The organism is Marinomonas colpomeniae (assembly GCF_014803385.1).
GTDB lineage: Bacteria > Pseudomonadota > Gammaproteobacteria > Pseudomonadales > Marinomonadaceae > Marinomonas > Marinomonas colpomeniae.
The window spans coordinates 394,083-412,550 of the sequence record NZ_JACYFC010000001.1; the positions used below are offsets into that span (position 1 = coordinate 394,083).

Sequence of the window (18,468 nt, forward strand, 5' to 3'; positions counted from 1 at the left end):
GATTGTCTAAGGAATGCTTGTGTTATTAAAAACACTCATAAATACAAATGAACTGAAAACTCTGCTTGGGCAGGAGAATGTTATTGTATTGGATTGCCGATTTTATTTAACGGATCATTCTAAAGGTAAATTGGAATATGATAATGGACATATTCCTAGTGCAATCTTTGTTGATGTACATCATGAGCTTGCTGCGCCAGAAACAGAACTTACTGGTCGACACCCTTTAATAGGTGAAGCGGTTTTTTCTAAACAGCTGAGTAAGTGGGGAATTGATTCTTCCAGCCAAGTTGTTGTATACGATGATATGGGAGGTGCTATAGCTGCTCGTGCTTGGTGGATGCTTGCACAGCAAGGAATTAATGTTCGAGTCCTTAATGGTGGTTTCCCTGCATGGTTAAGGCGTGGGTTTAGGGTGTCATTAGATTCTAATTCTACTATCTCTACAGATTATGAGTTCGAAGTGTCGTTTCCTTGGGCTGTTGATGAACAGGCTGTTGTTGAAAATATTGAAATTGGACAGTTTCAGCTTGTAGATGCAAGAGCTTCAGATCGATTCAATGGTAAGAATGAAACAATAGACCCTGTTGCTGGACACATCCCGGGCGCCATTAATCGGCCTTTTAGTGATAATTTGGATATCGAAGGCTGCTTTAAACCAGCAGAGCAACTGCATGTTGAATGGCAGGATTGGTTATCCGGTAACAGTGATGATTATGTTTACTATTGTGGTTCTGGTATTACAGCTTGTCACAACGTATTGGCATTAAACTATGCAGGTATAGAAGCAAGGCAGGTGTATGTTGGATCTTGGAGTCAATGGGCGAAACGTATGCAAAGAGATTCATCTTCCTAGTACTTGTTAGTCACACCTTTGAGCCGCGAAAAAGTATAAAGAAAAAACCCTCCAAAGGAGGGTTGTCATGAGGTTACCTAGGTGTAACTCCAGCGATAAAGATCTGAACTTGCTGGTGTTTTTCTCCCCAAATATGGGATTTTATCGCAAGTAGAAAGTGTTCAGCCTCTTTCAGAGAGACAATGCCATCCATAAGCTTTATACCTATCCCTTCATGGGTGAAGAAAAAGTACCAAGTATGCTTATCTATAACTGCCTTCCCTTCACCGTCGTTAAAGCTAATTTGCTCAAAGGAATAATTGCTGGGAATAAAGCCAGCAAGCTCTTTTTCCGCTTCACCATAATTAAGGTCTGGAATATAGCCTTGACGATCAACCAATTCAAATTTCATATCTAGCTCCTTGTTTTAATTTTAGATTAGTTCAAAAGCGATTTCTTTGCTGGTTTCTTTATCGAATTTGTAAAAAAATAGATTAGGTGTTTTTAATTCTTCGACAGGCTGTAAAATAATCACCATTAATTGCAACGTTTGTTACTACTGAATAAAAGTCTGAAGTAATGTAATTGAGTTATGCTCGGAAATAGTCAAGGTTATTTAGAGTAAGTTATGTTGTTGGCGTGAGTGAAATAATACCCACGTTTTTTCGTTTTTTTAAGTTTAAGATCGTTTTGTATAAGCTTGGTCGTTGGTAAGGATGAAGTTGATGTCTCAGATAAAGAAAATTTTAGTTGTGCGTAATGATAAGATTGGGGACTTTGTTCTTGCTTTACCTTCAATACAATTAATTAAAAAAGCGTTCCCTCAAGCTAAAATTACAGCATTAGTACCTGGTTATACCCAAGACATTGCTTCGTCTTTTTTATGGATTGATGACGTAATTATTGATACCAAAAACTCTATAAATAAAAAAAGACTGGTACTAGGGCTTAAAGATCAAAATTTTGATGCCGTTCTTTGTTTGTTCTCGGATAGCTATAATGCCACTTTGGTTAGGCAGGCTAAAATTCCGATACGTGTTGCTCCTGCTACTAAATGGGTGCAATTTTTATATACTCATACTTTGCGTCAGCGTCGTTCTCAATCCCTTAAACCAGAATTTGAATATAATCTGGACCTAGCTCGTTACTTTATTGAAGTCTTAGGTGGCAGAGTTGAGAGTGATATAGATCCGATGTTTTTTTATGATGCAGATACTCTATCTAGTCAATTAGTTAAGTTAGAGAAAGTGGGTGTTAATAACGAGTATAAGCGTTGTTTTATACACCCAGTTACCGGAGGCTCTTCAAACACTTTATTGCTTGAGCAATGGGCTGTCTTGATAAAGTTTTTAAACACACTAGATACTTTTCATTTTGTAATTACAGCAGGTCCAGGCGAGACCCTTATTTCTCAAGCCTTAGTGGCGTTGGTGAAAGACGAGATTCCGCATGTCAGCTTATATGATAAGAATGATGGGGTTTCTGATTTTATGTGTTCTATTGCAACCGCAGACTTATTTATTGCTGGCTCTACTGGGCCATTACACATTGCAGGAGCGATGAATGTTCCTACAATAGGCTTTTATCCTAAAAAACGATCATCTACTCCATTGCGTTGGAAAACACTTAACACCGAAGGGCGTTGGTTACCCTTATCACCTAATGAGCAAGAAGGGTTGTTGACTAATATGGATGTGAGTAGGGAATTTGAAGAGATAAAAAATTGGTATCTTAACTTGGCTGAGAAGAGATAGATTATGTCTAATTCATTGAATATTTTGCATGTTTGTTTGTCTCCAGGCTACGGTGGTTTAGAGATGTACCCTATTAGAACTGGTAAGGCTATGGTGTTTAATGGGTATAATGTTTATGGTCTTGCGCAATTGGGTACTCCGACTCACGATAGTATGTTAAATGAGTTTACAGATACCTTTTCATTGCAGAGTAGAAGTTCGGGTTATCTTAAGCTTTTTACATTAGCTAAATGGATAAGAAAATATAATATCAGTCATGTTCATTGTCATAAATCTAGTGATCTGATATTAGCAGTATTGCTGAAAAAATTATGTGATTTCAAGCTCATTTATACAGATCATATGGGAGTTAAACGGCCCAAAAAAGATTTTTATCATAACTTTATTTATCGCAATGTCGATTTGCTATTGTCTATCAGCCATTTTACTCGTTCTTTTAATGTTAAGGCATTACCGATTGACCCAGATAAGAATAAAACCTTATGGCTTGGTACGAAAATACCTGAAACCCACTCAACTGATTTAAATTTAAGACAAGAGTTGTCGTTGTCTAATGAAATCAAACTAGTTGGCATTATTGGTCGTGTATCTCATGGTAAAGGTCATGAAGAGCTATTGGCTGCTTTTAAGAAAATGGAGTGTACTGAGACTCATTTATTGATTGTTGGTGGGTTAACTGCTCAGGCAGGAGGTGATGAGGGTTATGTGCAAGGGTTAAAATCTTATGTAGCGGACAATGATCTACAAGATAGGGTGACTTTTTATGGTTTCAGTGATGAGACTAAGCGCTTGTTAAGTGCAATCGATGTAGTTGTCATTCCATCACATCTTGAAGCGTTTGGTTTGACGGTAATTGAGGCCATGGCTGTTGGTAAGGCCATTATTGGCTCAAGTCACGGTGCAATTCCTGAAATTCTAGAAGACTCAGGTATTCTAGTGGACCCATTTGATGTATCTGCTTTTTCGAAAGTAATTGATGCACTTTGTTCTAACTCTCAGGAAAGAGAGCGTTTATCTAGGATTTCTAAACGTCGCGCTCAAGAGTATTTTGATCAAGATAAGCATATTCAATCTTTGTTGGCTTTATATCAAGAGTGCGGTTGATTAATCTGGGCGCTTAGGTTGTGAGCGAATCCACAGGTCCGCGTACTTTACAAAAGTAGAGTGCGAGGATAAAACAGCTAATAAAAAACCTTGTTTACCATCTAAAAATCCGCGCTTAACCACATACATTTTGATAAAACAGGCAAAAGCGTGCAAAGACGCATTGCTTAAGGATGTTGTTTTGCCTCTCGCTTGTTTTTGGTCTGCAGAAAGTTTTGCGTAAGATGCAGACTTTACTAAGTAATGCTGTAGATCATCATAAGTATAGTGGGTTAAGTCACCATCAAGTGATTGTAAGGAAATACCGTCATTTAACTGTACTTTTTCATGAACTAGGTCATTGGAATAGAAGCCTTCATCTATTTTGTAAAGTCGAGTAACTCTATCTGGATACCAACCAGAGTGCTTTATGAAGCGTCCAAATACCCAGCTCTTTCGGTTAATAGTATAAGCTGTTTTATCTGTGTTTTTGGTAAGGGCCGCTAAAATACTATTTTTAAGTTTATCAGTAACTACCTCATCAGCGTCGATCCAAAGTACATAGTCTGTTGTAACAAGTTCTTGAGCCGCTTGGCGTTGTACACCAAAGCCTTGCCAGTCAGTTTTTAGATGAAAATGTTTAGTGTATTTTTGTGCAATCTCTCGAGAGTTGTCTGTGCTGCCAGAATCTAGAATAACAATGTCATCAACCCATTCAACTAAGCTGCTTAAGCAGGAATCTAAGTTGTTGGATTCATTTTTTACAATTAATGCAGCTGTTAAGGTGGGTTTTTGCATTTTATTGATCATGAATTAAGTTCCGAAGAGGTTAAATCCAAAGCGTTAATCAATCTTTCTGGCCGAAGTAAGTTTTGGCAATTAGTATGATTAAGAGGGCATTGGCGTTTGAAACAAGGTGAGCAATCAAGGTGAAGATTGTGGATGGTTGCATTATCGGTTAAAGGTGGTGTGAATAATTCACTTGTTGAGCCGTAAATACCGTGTATATGAGTTCCTACAGCTGCAGCTACATGCATTAGGCCTGAATCATTGCTTATGGCTTGTTTTGCTGCACCTAGTAAATCAATAGCATCCACCAACGACGTTTTGCCACATAAATTTAGGGCGTATTCACCTAAATTCATGATGATTTCATCGGCGTCTATTTTATCTTTTAATCCTCCTAATACCCATATCTGATAGCCCGCATCTATTGCGTTTTTTGCCACTTCATGAAAATAAGCAATAGGCCATTGTTTTGATGGGCCAAACTCTGCACCAGCCATTAAGGCTATGGCTGGTCGATCGGATAAGCTGAGTTTTTGATATAGACTCTTCTGGTTCTCTGGGTCAATTGTTAATTTTGGTTTGGGAGGTGTTAGCGGAAGATAGGCTTCTGCTTTAGGAAGGCCTAAAGAAGTGAAGCGTTTAACTGTTTGATTTAAAATTGATTTGTCTAGCTTACGACGCTCAGTTAATAAAACGTACCTTTCTTCACCATGAAAACCAACTCGGTCTCTGATGTTTGCAAAAAAAGGGACTAAAGCGCTTTTCCAAGATCGAGGTATTGTAATTGCTTCATCATACTCTTCATGGCGTAGAGATATACCGAGTTTTCGTCGAGTACTAATTCCCCATTCACCGTGGCTTGTAGGTAGCGCAATCGCATTTCTGACTTGAGGCATACGGGCAAGTATAGGCAAAGACCAATTTGGCCCAATAACATCAATAACAGCCTTTTCATCACGCTGTTTAAGTGTGATGAAAAGGCTTTGGGCCATAACCATATCTCCAACCCAAGAAGGCCCGACTATGAGGTATTTAGTCATTACTATCGAGCCAATTTAAATAATCTTCGACACCTTGCGCAAGACCTCGAAATTTTCCTTTATAGCCAGCTTCACGAAGCTTACTTATATCTGCCTGTGTAAAGCTTTGATAAGCACCTTTTAAATGTTCAGGGAAAGGGATGTATTCTATTTCACCCTTTCCATATTGATTAATAACGGTTTCTGCTATCGTTTTGAAAGGTTCTGCGTTTCCTGTACCTAGGTTGAAAATCCCACTTTTTTCTGTATTTTCAAGAAACCACAATTTGGTATTAACTAAATCCTCTACGTAAATAAAATCCCGACTTTGGCCGCCAGCTTCATAACCATCATAAGCACCAAATAACTTAGGGTTTTCCCCTGCAAGAACTTGGTTTCTTAAGTGAAAAGCAACACTTGCCATACTACCTTTGTGTTGTTCACGTGGACCGTACACGTTGAAATAACGAAAACCTACAATTTGGCTAGTCGCTTCTGGTAAAACATTACGGATGTATTGGTCAAATTGAAATTTAGAATAGGCATACATGTTAAGAGGTTGTTCATGTTGGCGAGATTCTTGGAAAATAGGTCCAGAGCCATAAACTGAAGCTGATGATGCATATGAAAAAGGTGCTTTGTGCGTTAAACAAAAGTCTAACACAGCCTTTGAATATTGATAATTTACGTCCATGACATATTTGCCATTCCATTCGGTTGTTGCTGAGCAGGCACCTTCATGAAACACAGCGGTTGGTACAATACCTAATGTATTATTTTTAATAGCGTCTAAAAAGTCATACATGTCCATGTAATCTGCAATGTCTAGATCTGATAGATTCAAACATTTTTTGCCATCAGTTAAATCATCAACCAACAAAATATTTTTGATACCCTTGTTGTTTAATGCTTTGATGATATTGCTGCCGATAAAGCCAGCACCGCCAGTAACTATATACATAATTTTATATCCTAAGTTAATTTATGAAGGCTCTGTAAGTGGAATTAAATGGAAGCCTTTATATGTCAGTTTCGCTATCAGATAATGTCTGTTTGTCCCATGTTAGCACTTCCGTTAGACCGAGAAAAATATGATAACTACTGGTGCCAGGCAGAGGGAATGATTTTGCTTCGTTATTTGCATCAAGGTACTCATTCCAGCGACCATTTTCTAAAAAGTAATGTTTTGTCATAAAAGAAAGAGCGCTTTCTATGCGATGTTGCTTTTCCTCTAGGCCCATAGGTAAAACAGTAATGGCTTTTAAATACTCTGTTATTGGCCAAATACGCTTTTCTTTATCTATAGCCTGATATGAGTTTCCATCGATTTGATTATAAATACCGCCATCACTTTCTATGCCATGACGTGTGGCCGTTGACCATAAACTTTGAGCTAGGTCAATATGAGTTTGGTCTGGTGATATTTTATTTGCTTGATACAGTAACCAAACCCACTCGAAATGATGGCCTGGTTCTACTTGATGCCCTGTAGTTGAATGATACTTCCAATTTTCTGAGAAAAATTCGCGTAAAGTTTTTGTTTTTTTGTCGTAAAAGTGCTCGACGGCTAAGGATAAAAGCGAGTTGATGACGGTCTTATAATCCTCGTCTCTAGTTGTATTGAACGCCGCGATATAGCCTTCTAATAAATGCATGTGAGGATTTTGGCGTCGAACTTGTTGAGTATCTATGGGGTATGCTTCATAAAAACCTCCCATTTTTGCTTGCATATTATCAAGCAAAAAATGATGAGTTGATTTCATGTAATCTAGAGCTCGTTTGTCCTTAGTTACTTGGTAATAATAACTAAAAGATAATAGTACAAACGCCAAAGCATAAGCGTCTGATTGCTTGTCTTTAACGGATAAATCGTCATTTAAGGAAAAAAACCAGCGATCATCATGGAAATATTGAGTCGTTATAAAGTCAAATAACGGTGTTAATTTTGCTAACCATTCCGCCTTGCTTTCGAATTGATAAGCATGACTAAAAGTATAGAGTTGACGACATTGAGTTAGCAGACGAATGCGACCGACAGCATTTTTTGTCCAATTATGATTCATACTTTCATAGCTGAAACCTTTTTCAGCATCAATTCCGTATTGAGACCAATTTGGCAAAAGTTGCTCAAATAGAAAGTCTTTACTGGTAGATAAAAGAGAACGAAACATGATGTAAATAGCCTTACTCAGGGAGATTTTAGTATGTCCAACTTCTGATATGAGTATGATAGGATAGGAGCTCTCAAAAATCGATTATTATGTTTTTATTATGAACTCTTCGTATCTGAATTTTAAGGACAAACACATCCTCGTTGTGGGTGATGTAATGTTAGACCGCTACTGGCATGGTGGTACATCTCGTATTTCCCCTGAAGCACCAGTGCAAGTTGTAAAAGTGTCTGATATTGAGGATCGTCCCGGCGGTGCAGCAAATGTGGCGCTTGGTTTGGCTAAATTGGGTGTCTCTGTCACTCTAGTTGGTGTTGTTGGCGACGATGAAAATGCCAACATATTAACTCGTTGTTTAGAGAAAGTTGGTGTGACTTGCCGTTTTGTTCGTTCGGAGCGTTTACCAACAATTACTAAATTACGAGTGATGAGCCGCCATCAACAACTGATTCGTTTAGATTTTGAAGAGCGTGAAGACAGCCAGACTCAGAATGAAGCCTTGGCAAGTGTTGTTGAGGAGTGTTTGATTGCATCTGATGCTGTGATTTATTCTGATTACGCGAAAGGTTGCCTCGCGGATGTGCAAACGCTTATTAGTTTGTCTAATGCTGTAAATGTTCCTAGTTTCGTTGATCCTAAGGGGAATGACTTCTCTATTTATAAAGGTGCAACGCTAGTAAAACCAAATTTACTTGAGTTTGAGACAATAGTCGGAAAGTGTGATTCGACTCAAGCTTTGGAAAGTAAAGCAAAAGATCTTCGCGAGACTTTCGGTTGGGAAGCGTTGTTAGTCACTCGAGGTGAAGATGGCTTGATCTTATTCAACGAAGATAAGCCGTCTTTTTCATTAGCTACAGCGGCCAAAGAAGTGTTCGATGTCACTGGCGCTGGGGATACTGTTATCGCTGTCTTGGCTGCTATTTACGTAACTAGCAAACGCTTTACTGATGCGGTTGAATACGCGAATCAAGCGGCGGGTTTTGTTGTTGGAAAATTAGGAACGGCATCTATAACGGCAGATCAGTTAGCGGCCATTATGTATCAGCGTTCCCATTCAACTAATTTTGGTGTACTTGCTCCAGAAGAGTTATTGAAGCAAGTCAAGTTTGCTCAAATGAATGGAGAAAAAGTAGTCTTTACTAATGGGTGTTTTGATATTTTACACCCAGGTCATATTGCCTATATGAAACAGGCAAAAGCACTGGGTGAACGTTTGATCGTTGCGGTGAATACTGATGCATCAGTAAAACGTTTAAAAGGTGAGAAACGCCCGATAAACAATCTTGTACACCGTATGGCTGTATTAGAAGGTGTTGGCGCTATTGATTGGGTTACTTGGTTCGATGAGGATACACCAAAAGAAATTATTGAAGCCTTATCACCTGATGTACTTGTGAAAGGTGGAGACTATACGATAAAAACCACTGTTGGCGCTGACCATGTACTAAGTACTGGCGGAGAGGTCAAAATTCTATCTTTTGTTGATGGTTATTCAACTACTTCTATTATTGAAAAAGCGAATTTCTAAATGCAAGATAACGTAATACCTGAGGCATCTACTAACAAAGAGTCAATATCTGGTGCAAAAACTTACCTTCGCCTCCTTAGTTATGTAGGCTCGTCTTGGGTATACCTACTATTGAGTTTTATTGGTTATGTATTATATGCCTCAATGGAGCCAGCTCTTGCTGCGTTGTTAAAACATATTGTTGATGTCGTTTCAGAAGGAACGGTTACTGAAAGTCGTATGATCATTCCTCTTGCTATACTTGCTATATTTATTTTGCGTGGTATAGGAACATTTCTTGGGGGGTACTTTATGGCGCAGGTGGCTAATAAAGTGGTTTTTGATTTACGTACTAATATGTTTAATAAATTGGTACTACTTCCTTCTAGTTATTATAACTCTATTCCAACAGGCCGATTATTAGCTAAGTTAACCTATGATACAGAGCAGGTGATTGGTTCAATTACTCAAGCAATTCGAGTGGTATTACGCGAAGGTTTAACTGTTGTTGGTTTGTTAGGTTATATGATTTACATGAATTGGCGCCTATCTCTGTTGTTTTTGCTTGTAGTGCCTTTGATTGGTTTAGTTGTTTCTTACGCATCAAAGCGTTTTCGTAAACTTAGTACACGTATTCAAGATGCGATGGGAGGTGTCACAGACGTTGCTTCCGAAGCAATTAAAGGGCATGAAGTAGTAAAGATATTTGGTGGTAGTCAATACGAAACAAATCGTTTTTATGATGCGGCTAACGAGAACCGACGCTCCCAGCTGAAAATGGATAAAACAAGATATTTAAATGTTCCGATAGTGCAGTTTATTCTTGCTATTGCCATGTCTATATTGATTTGGTTTGCTTTGAGTCCATCTATAAGTTCAGGGATGACACCTGGAGATTTTATCGCATTTTTAACGGCAGCAGGAATGCTGGGTAAGCCGATACGGCAGTTAACAGATGTAAATAGTACTTTGCAGAAAGGTATTGCAGCATCTCATAGTATTTTTGAATTTCTTGATATGAAGGAAGAGGTTAATACTGGTGAGATAGTGGCAGGCCGACTTAAAGGTTCAATCGAGTGGCGCTCGATGTCATTCCGTTATCCTGAAGCGGATAAATCAGCATTGAAAAATATTACTTTATCTTTGCCTGCTGGAAAAATGTTGGCCTTAGTCGGCCGATCCGGAAGTGGTAAGTCGACAATGGCGAACCTGATTCCGCGTTTTTACAATATAGAGGAAGGGGGCTTGAGTATTGATGGTTTTTCTATTGATGAGTATGAGTTAAATAGTCTGCGTTCTAATATCGCGTTGGTGAATCAGCAAGTGATTCTTTTTAATGGGACTATTCGAAATAACATCGCTTATGGTTATCTTAGTGATACTAATGAGGGCGACATTATTGATGCCGCTAAAGCCGCTAACGCTTGGGGCTTTATTCAAGAGTTGGATCATGGATTAGATACCATGGTTGGTGAAAATGGTGTTCTTTTGTCAGGAGGTCAGCGCCAACGTATCGCTATAGCAAGAGCCATTCTAAAAAATGCGCCGATTCTTATTTTAGATGAAGCCACATCTGCATTGGATACCGAGTCTGAACGAGCTATTCAGTCCGCCTTAGATGGCTTGATGGAAAACCGAACTACCATTGCTATTGCTCATCGTTTATCAACGATTGAAAATGCAGATATCATTGCAGTTGTCGATCACGGTGAGATTGTTGAGCAAGGTTCTCATAGTGAGCTATTGGCAATGAATGGCGCTTATGCACAGCTTCATAACCAACAGTTCAGTGATGCCCCAGCTTAATTATGTGGTTGTATCGTGTTCTATTGTTTTTGTTAACGCCGGTTATTTTATTGAAGATACGGCGTTTTCAAAAAAATCATCCTCATTACCGAGCGAAAGAAGCATTAGGCTTTTGGCCTTCAGTAGAGGCAGACTTATGGATTCATTGTGCTTCTGTTGGTGAGGTGCTTGCTATACGACCACTTGTTACTCAGTGGCGTGAAAAACATCCTAATCACCGTTTCCTGATTACCACCATGACCCCTACAGGGGCAGAACAAGTCGAAAAAACCTTTCCTTTTGCCGAGCATAGATATTTACCTATGGATTGGCGTTTCACTGTAAAAAGAGCGCTTAAGCGTCTTTCCTGCAAACATCTTCTTATTGTTGAAACGGAACTTTGGCCTAATTTATTGCATCAAGCAAAGAGACAAAAAATTCGTGTCGATGTTATTAACGCTCGACTTAGCGAGCGTTCTTTTTTGCGTTATCAAAAATTTCCTATAGTTTCTCGTCCTCTATTTAAATTACCTGATTGCTTTTTAGCTCATGCTAAAGACGATGCAAAACGCTTTGAGAAATTGGGCGCTAAGAAAGTATTGGTAACAGGAAGTATTAAGTTTGACCTTTCTGTTTCTCCTGATGTTTTGCAAGACGATTGGCGCCAAAATTTAGGTGCTCGGTTTGTGTGGGTGGGAGGGAGTACGCATCAAGGTGAGGATGAAATTCTATTAAGTGTCCATAAAGTACTTTTACAAAAAGTTCCTGATGCTCTGCTTTTATTAGTACCTCGTCATCCTGAACGTTTTAATGCGGTTTATACATTGGCAAAGCAATGCTTTGATAGCGTTACCTTGCGCAGTCTCACGCCACCAGATCAATGGTCAAACTTCGATGTGGTGATTGGCGATTCAATGGGAGAGTTGATGCATTATTATCAGGCTTCTGATCTTGCTTTTGTCGGTGGGAGTTTGATTAAGCGCGGCGGACATAACCCCATTGAGCCTGCGTTATTAGGTAAAGCAATTTTAGTTGGACCTTACACTTTTAATTTCTTAGAAATAACAGATCAGTTGTTGCAAGTCAGAGGTGCCATACGCTGTTCGGATGAAGATGAGCTGAGGAAAGCCGTTATTACTTTCGCAGGGCAGCCTTCTCAATGCTATCGGATTGGGCAGGCTGCTTTGCGTTTTGCTGAACAAAATCAAGGTGCCGTTACTCGAGTGCTAACTGAAATAGACTTCCGTTGATCGACTCTTTACAATAAGCGCTCATTATCTCATGGGGTGCTTTATTTTTCTAAAAACTAAAGCTGAGAAGCGGAATTGTCCGCTAACCCACCGAACCTGATCCAGATCATGCTGGCGTAGGAATCGAGGTAGCAAAGGCTTTTTGATTTAATAACAAAATAGCATCTTGCCGTTTCTCCTGTACGCCGCTCACTTTTTTTAGGAGCGACACATTGAATAAATTCCTGTTAAAAACTTCCTCTACAGCCTTTTTGTTATCTTTGGCTGTGCTTTTTTCTTCTGCTTCATCGGCGACTGAAACGCTTAACGTCTACACCTATGATGCATTTGCGTCTGATTGGGGTCCGGGTCCTAAAATCAAAGAAAACTTTGAAAAAGAATGTGACTGTGAGTTGAATTTTGTCGCTTTGGATTCTTCTGTTGGCATCTTGTCACGTGTTCAGCTTGAAGGTAAGTCGTCTCAAGCGGATGTTTTGTTAGGACTTGACCTTAATCTAATGGAAGCGGCAAAACAGACAGGCTTATTGGCAAACCACTCAGTAAACACATCTGCAGTAACGGTTGCTGGTGGTTGGAACGATAAAACTTTTGTACCCTTTGACCAAGGTCACTTCGCTTTTATTTATAATTCAGAAACACTGAGTAATCCACCAACTAGTTTGAAGGAAGTGGTAGACAACCAAAACCTTCGTGTGATTTATCAAGACCCAAGAACCAGTACGCCAGGTTTAGGTTTGTTATTGTGGATGAAGTCGGTTTATGGAAATGATGTTTCTGATGCTTGGGAGCGTTTGGCTGGACATACTGTAACAGTGACAAAAAGCTGGTCTGATGCTTATGGTTTATTCTTAAAAGGTGAGGCCGATGTAGTGTTAAGTTATACGACTTCGCCTGCGTACCACATCATTGCTGAAGGCGACAACAAGTATCAAGCTGCTACTGCAACTGAAGGGCTTTATCCGCAAGTTGAAGTGGCTGCGATGATGAAAAGCGCACCAAATCAAGCTCTAGCAAAGCGCTTTATGCAATTTATTCTGCAACCAGAGTTTCAATCTGTTATCCCAACAGGGAACTGGATGTTACCTGTAGTGACTCTTTCTGAAAAATTGCCTGCAGCGTTCGACAGTGCTTTAAAACCAACGAAAAACTTGGTGTTGTCAGCGCAAGATGTAGCGAAAAATCGTAAGGTTTGGGTTAACGAGTGGTTGAATGCAACGACTCGATAAGATTCGTTAACGTGTTTTCATCGCGTATATATCAAGGACTGACACCTGCTATTTTGGGTGTTGGTTTTTTCTTGTTAATAGGAGTTGCCAGTTTGGCGGCTCTTTTGCGTTATAGCGAGTTGTCTGACTGGTTTGGTTATGTTTCTCAGCCTTATCTCTGGCGTGTGGTACGTTTTTCATTGTGGCAAGCTTTACTGAGCAGTGGAATCAGTATCCTAATTGCGATTCCTGTGGCGTCGTGTCTTGTTCATCGGCGATTTTATGGACGGGCGTTTTTGTTACAGCTTTTTTCTGTGTCTATGGTTGTTCCAACCATTGTGGCAATTCTTGGTTTAGTTGTGGTGTATGGCCGTACCGGTTGGCTTAGTCAGTTATTTGGTATTCAAATTCCTTTATATGGTTTGACTGGAATCTTACTGGCGCATGTTTTTTTCAATATGCCTTTGGCTGTGCGACTCTTGTTACAAGGCTACGATTTAATTCCTTCTGGTCAGTGGCGACAAGCTTCGCAATTGGGCTTTTCTCGTATTACTGCATTTCGTTTGATCGAATGGCATTACATTAAAAAAGCCTTGCCCGGTGCTTTTGTGTTGATTTTTATGTTGTGTTTTTCCAGCTTTGCAGTGGTGTTGAGTTTAGGTGGTGGACCCAAATCGAGCACTTTGGAGGTGGCAATTTATCAGGCGTTAAGGTTCGATTTTGATCTTAATAAAGCCAGTTTTTTAGCTTTGATGCAGGTGGCAATATGCACCTTGTTTGCCGTTATTGTTTATCGTATTGCGCCTGTAAATCGTCAGGACGCGAGTTTACTGTCTATTGAGCTATATGTTCTAAAGGACTCTTTGTGGGCAAAAACCACTGATAGTGTCGCAATGCTGTGTGTGTTTTTCTTAGTGATACCACCATTTCTTGCCATTTTTGATCCAGTGTTTTCTACCGTTTTTCTTCAAACCTTGTTGTCTTCTTCTTTGTGGCGAGCGGTGATAGTTTCATTGCAAATAGCACTCCCCGCTGCTGCGGTGAGTGTAATGTTAGGCTTTTGTTTTGGTGTTCTGGCTCGCTTTTGTATGGGGCGTAAATATTTAACGTTTTTGCCTAATAAAATTGAGCATCTCGGAAATATGATTTTGATGGTGCCAGGGTTGGTGATTGCAACAGGGTTATTTTTACTCTTACGTGATTTTGGCTGGGGGCTTCAGTCGAGTTATTGGATTGTTGTTTGGGTCAATGCTGTGATGGCGTTGCCTTTTGTGCTCAGAGCTTTAATGCCTTCTTTATATCAGCAAGAGCGCCGTTTTCGGAATGTTTATTTAAGCCTTGGAATTCGCAATTGGTCACGTTGGAGCTTGGAGTGGGCTCTGATTCGTAAGCCTGTGGCGCAAGCGTTTGGGTATGCTTTGTTGTTATCTCTTGGTGATATGGGCGTCATTGCTTTATTTGGTAGTCAAGGTTTGGTGTCTTTGCCTTTGTATCTTTTTCAATTGATAGGTTCTTATCGACTAGAAGAAGGCGCTTGTGTCGCGGTGGTGTTGATTACGTTTTGTTTGGTTTTATTTTATATGTCATCTCGACTTATCGGAGGCGCAAGTAGTGTTAAAAATTAAGCTCCAATACAGCTGGGATAGTTTCCATGCAGATTATCGAGTGAATATTTCACCTGGCGTTACCACTTTATTAGGTGCAAGTGGTGAAGGAAAGAGTACATTGCTTCATCTTCTTGGCGGTTTTCTAAATGGGCATGGAGAATTGGACTTTAATAGTGAGTCATTGTTGGGTTTAGCCCCTTATGAAAGGCCGATTTCTACATTATTTCAGAGTGATAACCTTTTTCCGCAGTTAACCGTTTGGCAAAACGTGGCCATTGGTGCGTCGCCTTCTTTGTCTCTCAGTACTGAGCAGAAAGATAAGGTTGATTGGGCTTTAGAAAAAACACAGCTTGTTGATAAAACAGGCCGTTTTCCACAGGCTTTGTCTGGTGGGCAAGCTCAGCGAGTTGCGATTGCGAGAGTATTGGTAAGGAATAAACCGATACTGTTATTGGATGAACCTTTTAGTGCTTTGGATCCTGCATTACGAGAAGAAATGCTTCATCTCGTCAAAGAGGTGACAGAAGAGCTTTCGTTGACAACCCTGTTGGTGTCGCATTTACCGCAAGAGGCAAGTCTAATTGGGGGGAAGGTAATCTTGATTGAGAAAGGAAAGGTTGTTGCTTATGAGCCTGTGACTGTTTTAAACCAAACACCTGCTCATCCTCTGTTTTCACATTATTTTGGTGTATCTAGCCATTCATTATAAATAATCAAACTATGCCGCCCAGCGGTATCGTTGAGCGGCATAATGATGCGTTTCAGATCATTTGCTTTCGTTTTTTATGTTGCTCTTGTTTGTTGTTTAGCATTGTTGCCACAAATATTCCTGAGAAAATAAGTAGAATGCCAATATAATGGAAGCGCAATAGGTTTTCGCCTAAAAAGATGACGGATAGAGTGATGCTAAAAACGGGGAGAAGATGGATGAACTGTCCGGCCGTTGCTGCTCCTAGTTTTTGAATTCCCGTATTCCAGCATAAAAAAGCACCAATCGAAGCAAATAAAGCCATATATAAAATGGTGCCCCAATTTCCAGTGGTTAAATCCGTTAATTGCGTCTCGCCGAATATAAAGAATAAAGGCATCTGAAATAGCGTGCCTATGATGGCTGTGCTGGTGAAAAAACCAATCAAGGACATTTCCTTTGGTCTTCTGACAATCATCACTGAATAGATGGCCCAGCTAATGGCGGCAGCAATAATCCACAAATCGCCTTGTGAAATGGTGAGGTGTAAAAAAGTATCTAAGCTACCGCGGCTAACAATCGTAATAGCGCCGACAGTGGAAATAAATATCCCCATATTCTGTAACCAAGAGGTTTTATTGCCTAATAAAAATCGTGCAGTAATTAGAATTATCACAGGCATTATTGAGTTGAGTAACACTGCATTGGTGACGGTGGTTGATGTCAGTCCAATATACAGAAATAAATTATAGTTACAGATTCCAAGCCAGCCAAAAAGAATCAGTATTGGCCAATTTTTTGCGATGATTTTGCGTTCTAACCAAAGTTTTTTATACGCAAAAGGCAGCATGATTAGACAAGCTAAACTCCACCGAAGAAAGGAAATAGTATATGGGTCTATCCCATTAGAAACTGTCAACCTACCCAATATATAATTGCCCGCCCAGAAGGCGATAGGAAGCAGTAGATAGATAGATGCTGGCATTGAGTGTCCTTTTATTTTTTTCGTTTGGCCCAGTTTTGCACGAATAGGCCGATGAGGATGCACGCTAACCCAACTAAAGTCGACTGTAAAATAGGCTCTCCTGCGAGTTGAGATAACCACACTATCGACAGTAATGGTGCTAAAAATATTAGATTAGCCACTTGGCTAGTATTGGAGGTTAGCTTAAGTGCTTGATTCCATAATATAAAACTTAAACCCATCTCAAAAAAACCAATATAAACTGCACTCCATAACCCCTCTTTTTTCCAATGAACTAGTTCACCTGTAATACCGGCATAGAGAGTAATTAATGGTAGGGCGAAAGCGAAATTTAATGTCAGGCCGATAAGGCTAGGGCGCTTGTCTTTTGTATTAAGCAGCCAATAAATTGCCCATATCACAGTACTCAGAAGAGCAAAAGCAACACCGATAGCATTCGAAAACTCTAAAGACGCTATTTGTCCACGCGTAGATATATAAAGTACACCAAAATAACACAGTCCAGCAGCGACATAGTCAGCAGGTTTTAAGCGTTGTTTCAGGATAGGTACTGCCATAAAACTAAGCATAATCGCCCATGTGTAATTAATGGCTTGAGCTTCTTGGGCGGGTAATATGTTGTAAGCTTGAAGTAGAATTAGATAGTAGATGAAAGGGTTGATAGCGCCAAAAAAGAAAGAAGATTTCCAGGATTGTTTGGCGAACGCGATTAATTCTCTAAAATCGCCTTTAAATACGATCAAAGAAGTTAAGAAAAGCAACGATACTATGTTGGCAACAAGCAGTAGCTGTGTAGGTGATAAATATTTAAGAGAAATTGAAAATGCGGTTGCTACGGTTGACCAAAGTAAAACAGCACCGAGCCCAAATAATATAGCTTTAGTATTATTAGTTAGGGTTCTCATTTGTGTATTACTGACCTTTTTAGCGGATAAAATTGATATTGGGGGAAATTAAAATTTATAGAAAATACCAACTAAAAAAGAATTCACAGTGTTGTCATCTACAATTGGGCTGTTTGTGATGTTTTCATTATATTGAGTCTGCTTGATAGAAACCATGGTGTTTATGTTCTTTGTGATTGAGTAAATGGCTGTAGCGCCATAGGACACTTTTGATGTTGCTGGTGAGTCATAGGTGGAGATAGTGCCTCCAGTCTGAGCTGAATCGCTTTGTGACACGCCAAACATGTAGTCGCTCATACCTGAACTGATATATTGGTAACTTATCGATGGGATGATTCGCCAAGCTTCAATAGAAATGGGGTAGCCCAATGATAATTGGCCGTAATAGCCATCGTGAACGCCGGTAACATCTTGAGCTAGTTTCGTTGTGATTGGGCCAAATCGGTAAGAAATAAAAGCCATTCCACTATCATGGCGATCGTCCAAAGATTGTACATCGATATTGTTTGATTCATCTGGGTCAAAAGGTGATGGAGTGTGTCTTAGTCCTGCAGATAGGCTTTGATGTGGGCTTTTGGGAATTAAATGATAACCAATTTCAGGGTAATTAAAGAAGAAGCGTTCTCCCTTATAAGACAAGGCAGGGAGAATATTTGATTGCGTATTGGTTTCTTTGTATATGCTTTGCGAATAAGTGCCCACTACACCTATGCTGCTTTCGGCCATAGCAAAGCATGGAACGATTAATAAAGGCATTGAAAAAGCTTTATTTAACATAACAATAGATACTTATAAAAGAAGGTTGTTGAGATTCTATAGCGGTTTTCTTTAATTTGTAACTCTTTCCGCTTAGTTGGTTTTCTATTTTAATAGAAATGCTAACTA

General features: G+C 39.6%; 17 protein-coding genes and 1 riboswitch. Of the genes, 9 read left to right on the plus strand and 8 right to left on the minus strand.

What is annotated here, in order from left to right; genetic code table 11:
- Positions 1 to 19 precede the first annotated feature (19 nt).
- Positions 20 to 856 carry a sulfurtransferase gene (locus IF202_RS01900; RefSeq protein ID WP_191593178.1) on the plus strand — a complete coding sequence of 279 codons (837 nt, stop codon included), beginning with the start codon at positions 20 to 22 and terminating at the stop codon, positions 854 to 856.
- Positions 857 to 929: 73 nt separating this feature from the next.
- Here the strand turns inward: IF202_RS01900 and IF202_RS01905 are convergent, their stop codons facing one another.
- Positions 930 to 1,247, minus strand: coding sequence for a hypothetical protein (locus IF202_RS01905; RefSeq protein WP_191593179.1), 318 nt, complete (start codon positions 1,245 to 1,247; stop codon positions 930 to 932).
- Between the two features lie 313 nt (positions 1,248 to 1,560).
- Here IF202_RS01905 and IF202_RS01910 point away from each other — a divergent pair, with 313 nt between their 5' ends.
- Positions 1,561 to 2,589 carry a glycosyltransferase family 9 protein gene (locus IF202_RS01910; RefSeq protein ID WP_191593180.1) on the plus strand — a complete coding sequence of 343 codons (1,029 nt, stop codon included), beginning with the start codon at positions 1,561 to 1,563 and terminating at the stop codon, positions 2,587 to 2,589.
- 3 nt (positions 2,590 to 2,592) lie between these two features.
- A complete protein-coding gene (locus IF202_RS01915; RefSeq protein ID WP_191593181.1) occupies positions 2,593 to 3,693 on the plus strand; it encodes a glycosyltransferase family 4 protein in 1,101 nt (366 codons plus the stop codon).
- Here IF202_RS01915 and IF202_RS01920 read toward each other — a convergent pair whose 3' ends face one another.
- From IF202_RS01920 to IF202_RS01935, 4 genes are read right to left on the minus strand one after another with little or no spacing between them, the layout of a single operon-like run.
- Positions 3,694 to 4,470, minus strand: a complete 777-nt coding sequence (locus tag IF202_RS01920; protein ID WP_191593182.1) for a glycosyltransferase family 2 protein — start codon at positions 4,468 to 4,470, stop codon at positions 3,694 to 3,696.
- Between the two features lie 8 nt (positions 4,471 to 4,478).
- Positions 4,479 to 5,501: a lipopolysaccharide heptosyltransferase II gene (gene waaF / locus IF202_RS01925; RefSeq protein WP_191593183.1), complete on the minus strand. Its 1,023-nt coding sequence runs from the start codon at positions 5,499 to 5,501 to the stop codon at positions 4,479 to 4,481.
- Positions 5,494 to 6,441 carry an ADP-glyceromanno-heptose 6-epimerase gene (gene rfaD / locus IF202_RS01930; protein WP_191593184.1) on the minus strand — a complete coding sequence of 316 codons (948 nt, stop codon included), beginning with the start codon at positions 6,439 to 6,441 and terminating at the stop codon, positions 5,494 to 5,496. Before rfaD ends, waaF begins: the two co-directional genes overlap by 8 nt.
- A 58-nt stretch (positions 6,442 to 6,499) precedes the next feature.
- The gene (locus IF202_RS01935; protein WP_191593185.1) at positions 6,500 to 7,651 is read right to left on the minus strand and encodes an AGE family epimerase/isomerase; all 1,152 of its coding nucleotides are present in this window, start codon (positions 7,649 to 7,651) and stop codon (positions 6,500 to 6,502) included.
- 100 nt (positions 7,652 to 7,751) lie between these two features.
- Between IF202_RS01935 and hldE the strand changes: the two genes are divergently transcribed.
- The 6 genes from hldE to IF202_RS01965 all read left to right on the plus strand — a co-directional run bounded on the left by hldE (position 7,752) and on the right by IF202_RS01965 (position 15,714).
- Entirely contained in the window at positions 7,752 to 9,179 is a 1,428-nt protein-coding gene (gene hldE / locus IF202_RS01940; protein WP_191593186.1) for a bifunctional D-glycero-beta-D-manno-heptose-7-phosphate kinase/D-glycero-beta-D-manno-heptose 1-phosphate adenylyltransferase HldE, read from the plus strand.
- Positions 9,180 to 10,964 (plus strand): lipid A export permease/ATP-binding protein MsbA, encoded by a 1,785-nt coding sequence (msbA, locus tag IF202_RS01945; RefSeq protein ID WP_191593187.1) that lies wholly within the window; start codon positions 9,180 to 9,182, stop codon positions 10,962 to 10,964.
- A 2-nt stretch (positions 10,965 to 10,966) separates the two neighbouring features.
- Positions 10,967 to 12,193, plus strand: coding sequence for a 3-deoxy-D-manno-octulosonic acid transferase (locus IF202_RS01950; RefSeq protein ID WP_191593188.1), 1,227 nt, complete (start codon positions 10,967 to 10,969; stop codon positions 12,191 to 12,193).
- 22 nt (positions 12,194 to 12,215) lie between these two features.
- A riboswitch (TPP riboswitch) is annotated at positions 12,216 to 12,334 on the plus strand.
- Positions 12,335 to 12,405: 71 nt separating this feature from the next.
- Positions 12,406 to 13,419 (plus strand): thiamine ABC transporter substrate binding subunit, encoded by a 1,014-nt coding sequence (gene thiB / locus IF202_RS01955; RefSeq protein ID WP_191593189.1) that lies wholly within the window; start codon positions 12,406 to 12,408, stop codon positions 13,417 to 13,419.
- Positions 13,420 to 13,430: 11 nt separating this feature from the next.
- A complete protein-coding gene (gene thiP, locus IF202_RS01960) occupies positions 13,431 to 15,023 on the plus strand; it encodes a thiamine/thiamine pyrophosphate ABC transporter permease (protein ID WP_328797181.1) in 1,593 nt (530 codons plus the stop codon).
- Positions 15,010 to 15,714 carry a thiamine ABC transporter ATP-binding protein gene (locus IF202_RS01965; RefSeq protein ID WP_191593190.1) on the plus strand — a complete coding sequence of 235 codons (705 nt, stop codon included), beginning with the start codon at positions 15,010 to 15,012 and terminating at the stop codon, positions 15,712 to 15,714. Before thiP ends, IF202_RS01965 begins: the two co-directional genes overlap by 14 nt.
- 52 nt (positions 15,715 to 15,766) lie before the next feature.
- Here the strand turns inward: IF202_RS01965 and IF202_RS01970 are convergent, their stop codons facing one another.
- From IF202_RS01970 to IF202_RS01980, 3 genes are read right to left on the minus strand one after another with little or no spacing between them, the layout of a single operon-like run.
- On the minus strand, positions 15,767 to 16,678 hold the full coding sequence (locus tag IF202_RS01970) for a DMT family transporter (protein ID WP_191593191.1): 912 nt from the start codon (positions 16,676 to 16,678) through the stop codon (positions 15,767 to 15,769).
- A gap of 11 nt (positions 16,679 to 16,689) precedes the next feature.
- The gene (locus IF202_RS01975; RefSeq protein WP_191593192.1) at positions 16,690 to 17,583 is read right to left on the minus strand and encodes a DMT family transporter; all 894 of its coding nucleotides are present in this window, start codon (positions 17,581 to 17,583) and stop codon (positions 16,690 to 16,692) included.
- A gap of 48 nt (positions 17,584 to 17,631) precedes the next feature.
- Entirely contained in the window at positions 17,632 to 18,360 is a 729-nt protein-coding gene (locus IF202_RS01980) for a MipA/OmpV family protein (RefSeq protein ID WP_206705341.1), read from the minus strand.
- Positions 18,361 to 18,468 lie beyond the last annotated feature (108 nt).